General features: G+C 73.7%; 2 protein-coding genes and 1 pseudogene. 2 read left to right on the top strand and 1 reads right to left on the bottom strand.

Annotation, left to right across the window (positions count from 1 at the left end):
- Positions 1-2328: pseudogene (locus STRIP9103_RS05150) on the top strand (serine protease); the annotation flags it as partial.
- A 175-nt stretch (positions 2329-2503) separates the two neighbouring features.
- On the top strand, positions 2504-3463 hold the full coding sequence (locus STRIP9103_RS05145; RefSeq protein WP_009299491.1) for a bifunctional riboflavin kinase/FAD synthetase: 960 nt from the start codon (positions 2504-2506) through the stop codon (positions 3461-3463).
- Positions 3464-3595: 132 nt separating this feature from the next.
- Here STRIP9103_RS05145 and STRIP9103_RS05140 read toward each other — a convergent pair.
- The coding region (locus STRIP9103_RS05140; RefSeq protein ID WP_048819724.1) for an AAA family ATPase at positions 3596-5182 on the bottom strand (1587 nt) is incomplete at its 5' end.

The following is a 5182-nucleotide window of genomic DNA, read 5'->3' as shown; positions in this document are numbered from 1 at the left end:
CCCGGAAGGAGTGCGACGGTGCCCCCGGGTGGTGGGGGCGCGATGGTGCCGCCGGGTGGTGGTAGTGCGGCGTCCTCGGGTGGGCGTAGAGCGGCGGCCTTCTCGGGCGGTGGGGGCGCGACGGTGCCGCCGGGTGGCGGAAGTGCGGCGGCGTCCTCGGGCGGGGGCGTGAAGCCGTCCTCGGGTGGCGCGGGCGCGGCGGCGCCTCTGGGCGGCGCCCCGGGACGCCCCGACCGGGACGAGGTGCTCGGTGCCTACCTCGACCTGATGTGCCTGCGCGTCGCCGTACGGCTCGCCGCTGCCAACGGGATGCGGGGCACGGCCGTACGGCGGCTCGCGGCGCAGGTCTCCGGGCAGGTGCACGAGGCGGCCCGGCGCTGTCTCGGGCCCGGGCAGGGGGAGCTGGACCGGGCGGCGTTCGAAGCGGTGTTCCCCTGGGGGCCGGTGCCCGAAGGGCGGCTCGGCGGGACCACCGGCTGGGCCTCCGCCGTGCTCACCGAGGGGCTGCTGGTCCCCGCCGGTGACGGCTACCGCTTCGCCCACGAGGAGCTGGCCGACTGGATCCAGGGCGCCCATCTGGACCTCGACGCGGCCCTGCACGCCCTGGTGCACCGGGGCTGGGTCGCACAGACGGAGTCCGGCCGGGGCTGGGGCGTGATGCCGTCCGAGGCCCGCGTCCGGCGCCAGGCCCGCCGGGCCACCCGCGACCTCCCCGTGCCCCGCCACCGCATCGGCCCCGTCGTCCACGCGCTGCTCCGCCTCGGCCGCCAACAGGGCCCCGCCGAACTCACCGGGCGCCTGGAGGAACTGCTCGACGCCCTGGACGCACTGCTGCCACCGGGCGACACGGCACCCGACGACGACCCGATCCGGTGGGCCACCCGCCTCCTCGCCGAGGTCCTGCCGAGGGTGCCCGACGCGACGCCGTACAGCAGGGTGCTGCGGTTCCTGACCGAGCGGATCGGCGCCTGGCGGGCCCAGGGCCGGGCCGTACCGGGGGAGTTCGGGCCGGACTTCTGGGCGGCGCTGCAGCTGCCCGAGGCGGAACGGTTCGACCTGCTGCGACGGCTCGTCGTCGCCGACCCGCCCACCGGCGAGGGCCCCCGCTACCTCGACGTGGTCTCACGCCTCCTCGTCGCCGACCCCACCGCCGTACAGCCGCAGCTGACCCGCTGGTTCCACGACGACACCCCGCTGGTCGCGACCCCGGACGCCACCGTGGCGACGGCCGCGCAGGCGCTGCTGCACACGCATCGGCGGGGCGCACTGCACGACCTCACCGAGGCGCTGGTCGACAGCGCGCACCGGCGCGGGGACGAACTGCTCGCCGTACTGGCGGAGGAGGAGCCGTCGGCGGTGTGCCGGGCCGTCGACCGGTGGGCGCACGACGAGCGTCCGGCGCGGCGTGTGGCGGCGCTCGCGTACGGGCTGCGGACCGCCCCGCACGTGCGTACGGACGCCGACCGCGAGCTGCTCCGCTCCGCCGCCGTCGAGTTGCTGGCCCGCCCCGCCGACGTCACCCTGCACTCCGGCGCGCTCGCCCTGCTCGTACGCGACCCGCAGACCCGGACCCGGTATCTGCCGCAGGCGCTGGAGCGGTTCGCGGCCGGTGACCCCCAGCTGCCCGCGAGCGCGCTGGTGGCCGCCCTCGACACCCATCCGGACCCGGTGCTCGACGCCTTCCGCACCCGTCTGCGCACGCCGGGCGCCGACGGTGCGGCCCTGCGGACCCTCGCCGAGGTCACGACCCCCGCCCTCGCCCGCCGCGTCACCACCCTCGTCCGGGAGGTCGTGGAGCTGCGGCCCGAGGTGGCCGGCCATGTCGCCGCGTACGTCGACCGTCGGCTGGAACATGGGCCCGGCCCCCGTGCCATACTGTTTTCGCTGGTCAGCGGGCTCATCGACGACGGGCCCGAGCAGGTGCGGGCGGCGCTCGCGGTGGTGTTCGCCGAGCCCGGTACGCCCGCGTCCGGTGCGCTGCGGCGCGAACTGCTCGACCGGTTGCTGGCCACGGAACGGGACCCGTCCGTCCTGGACGCGTTACTGCGGGCGGTCGCGGTGCGCGGGGTGTCCGCGGACACCGAAGCCATCGCGGACACCCGGCTGCTGGTGCACCGGATCGGGATGCTTCTCGTGCGTACGCCCGAGGGGGCGACCCGTTTCGACCGGGCGCTCACCGAGCTGGCCCGCCATGTCCCGGGCTTCGCGGGGCTGGTCGCGGGATGGCTGAGCGGTACGCCGCAGGAGTGGGCGGCGATGGTCGGGCCGAGCACCCGGCGGATGATCGAGAACCTGGCGGGGGTGTCGGGGGTGCGAGTGCCCGCCTGAGGCGGCGACGAGAGGGCGGGGGCGGAGGGGGCGGAGGGGCCGATGCGGGGCGTGAGTTTCGTGCTCCAGGTCACAGCCCGGATGCCGATGCGGGTCGAAGCCATCGGTCATGGCACCCTTAGACCTGCGCAAGGGTAAGGCGTAAATACGGACACGGGTTCGAGGAGCGGTCACAGTGCAACGCTGGCGTGGCTTGGAGGACATCCCCGAGGACTGGGGGCGCAGCGTCGTCACCATCGGTTCCTACGACGGGGTCCACCGCGGGCACCAGCTGATCATCCGGCATGCCGTGGACCGCGCCCGCGAGCTGGGCATCCCGTCCGTCGTCGTCACCTTCGAACCACACCCCAGCGAGGTCGTCCGCCCCGGCAGCCACCCCCCGCTGCTCGCCCCGCACCACCGCCGCGCCGAACTGATGGGCGAGCTGGGCGTGGACGCGGTGTTGGTCCTGCCGTTCACGACGGAGTTCTCGCGGCTTTCGCCCGCCGATTTCGTCGTCAAGGTCCTCGTGGACAAGCTGCACGCCAAGGCCGTCGTGGAGGGCCCCAACTTCCGCTTCGGCCACAAGGCCGCCGGCGACGTGGCGTTCCTGGCCGAACAGGGCAAGACATACGACTTCGAGGTCGAGATCGTGGACCTGTTCGTCAGCGGTGCGGCGGGCGGCGGCCGGCCCTTCTCCTCGACCCTGACCCGGCAACTGGTCGGCGAGGGCGATGTCGAGGGTGCCCGCGAGATCCTCGGCCGCCCGCACCGCGTCGAGGGCGTCGTCGTACGTGGCGCCCAGCGCGGACGGGAGTTGGGCTTCCCCACGGCCAACGTCGAGACGCTTCCGCACACCGCGATCCCCGCCGACGGCGTCTACGCCGGCTGGCTGCACGTCGAGGGCGAGGCCATGCCTGCCGCGATCTCCGTCGGTACCAATCCGCAGTTCGACGGCACCGAGCGCACGGTCGAGGCGTATGCCATCGACCGCGTCGGGCTGGATCTCTACGGCCTCCATGTAGCCGTCGACTTCCTCGCGTTCGTGCGGGGGCAGGCGAAGTTCGAATCGCTGGACGCGTTGCTCGTGGCGATCGGGGAGGACGTGAAGCGGTGCCGGGAGCTGATCGCGGCGTATGAGGGGGAGTCGGCGTAGGGCCTGCTTGTCGTCGGCAGTTGTAGGCAGTCGTGGGCAGTAGTGGGTCGCTGCGGACCGTTGTAGGTCGTGCGTGAGCGTGACGAGGGCCCGCGCCGTTCTCCGTGAACGGTGCGGGCCCTTTGTCGTCGGTTACTGCTGCGGAGGGGGCGGGGTCTGGCCCTGACCCTGGGGCGGGTACGGCGGGTAGGGCTGGCCCTGCTGGGGCGGATACGGCTGGCCCGGAGCGGGCTGACCGGGGATCGGCTGGCCCGGCGCGGGCTGTCCCGGGGCCGGTTGGCCGGGGTGGCCGTACGGCGGCTGGGGCTGGCCCGGGTACGGCTGACCGGGGTACGGCTGGCCCTGCTGCGGGGGGTAGGGCTGGCCCGGGATGGGCTGGCCGGGCATAGGCGGGGCGGCGACCGGCGGCGGGTTGCCGTCCGACGTCCACAGACCGTGCGACTGCTGATGCCGGGCGATGTCCTCGGCGACCATGGCGGCGAGCGTGAAGTACGCCTCCCGCACCTTCGGCCGCATCATGTCGAGGTCCAACTCGGCACCGGCGGCGAGGTGTTCGTCGAACGGTACGACCACGACACCACGGCAGCGGGTCTCGAAGTGCGCGACGATGTCCTCCACCTTGATCATCTTGCCGGTCTCCCGCACACCGGAGATGACCGTGATGGAACGTGCCACCAGGTCCTGGTATCCGTGCGCGGAGAGCCAGTCCAGCGTCGTACTGGCGCTGCTCGCACCGTCCACGGACGGCGTCGAGATGATGATGAGCTGGTCGGCGAGGTCGAGCACCCCGCGCATCGCGCTGTAGAGCAGGCCCGTGCCCGAGTCGGTGAGGATGATCGGGTACTGCTTGCCGAGCACGTCGATCGCGCGCCGGTAGTCCTCGTCGTTGAAGGTCGTCGAGACGGCCGGGTCGACATCGTTGGCGATGATCTCCAGACCGGAGGGGGCCTGGGAGGTGAACCGCCGGATGTCCATGTACGAGTTGAGGTACGGGATCGCCTGGACCAGGTCACGGATGGTGGCGCCGGTCTCGCGGCGGACGCGGCGCCCGAGCGTGCCCGCGTCCGGGTTGGCGTCGATCGCGAGGATCTTGTCCTGCCGTTCGGACGCGAGCGTCGAGCCGAGGGCCGTGGTGGTCGTGGTCTTGCCGACGCCGCCCTTGAGGCTGATGACCGCGATGCGGTAGCAGGACAGCACCGGGGTCCTGATCAGCTCCAGCTTCCGCTGCCGCTCGGCTTCCTCCTTCTTCCCACCGAGCTTGAACAGCCCGCCCCCGGACGACGGACGACTGCTCTTCGCCTTCTGCTTCTTGCTGTTGAGCAGCCGGTCGGACGACAGCTCCACGGCCGCCGTGTAACCGAGCGGCGCGACACCGGGGTTGGTGGGCTGCCGCTGGTCGTGCTGGATGGGCTGCGGCCAGGCGGCGCCGGTGCGGGGGTCGATGGGGGCGGAGGGGTGGGGGCCGGGGTGGCCCGGGGCGCCGCTGGGGGCGCCTGCCGGGCCGGGCTGCCCCGGCATGGCCGGTTGGCCCGGGTGGGCTGCGGTGCCCGGCTGACCTGGGGTGCCTGCGGCGCCGGGGTGACCTGGGGCACCTGCCGGGCCGGGCCGGCCGGGGTGGTGGGGCTGGCCCGCGGCTGAGGGGTGCGGTTGGCCGGGGTGCCCTGGCTGGCCCGGCTGTGCCGGGGGTTGGGGGAAGCCGTAGCCGCCTTGAGGGGTGGG

The sequence above is a fragment of the Streptomyces ipomoeae 91-03 genome, from assembly GCF_000317595.1.
Lineage (GTDB): Bacteria > Actinomycetota > Actinomycetes > Streptomycetales > Streptomycetaceae > Streptomyces > Streptomyces ipomoeae.
The sequence above is the reverse complement of the archived record's forward strand: the minus strand, read 5'-3'. Positions and strand labels throughout refer to the sequence as shown.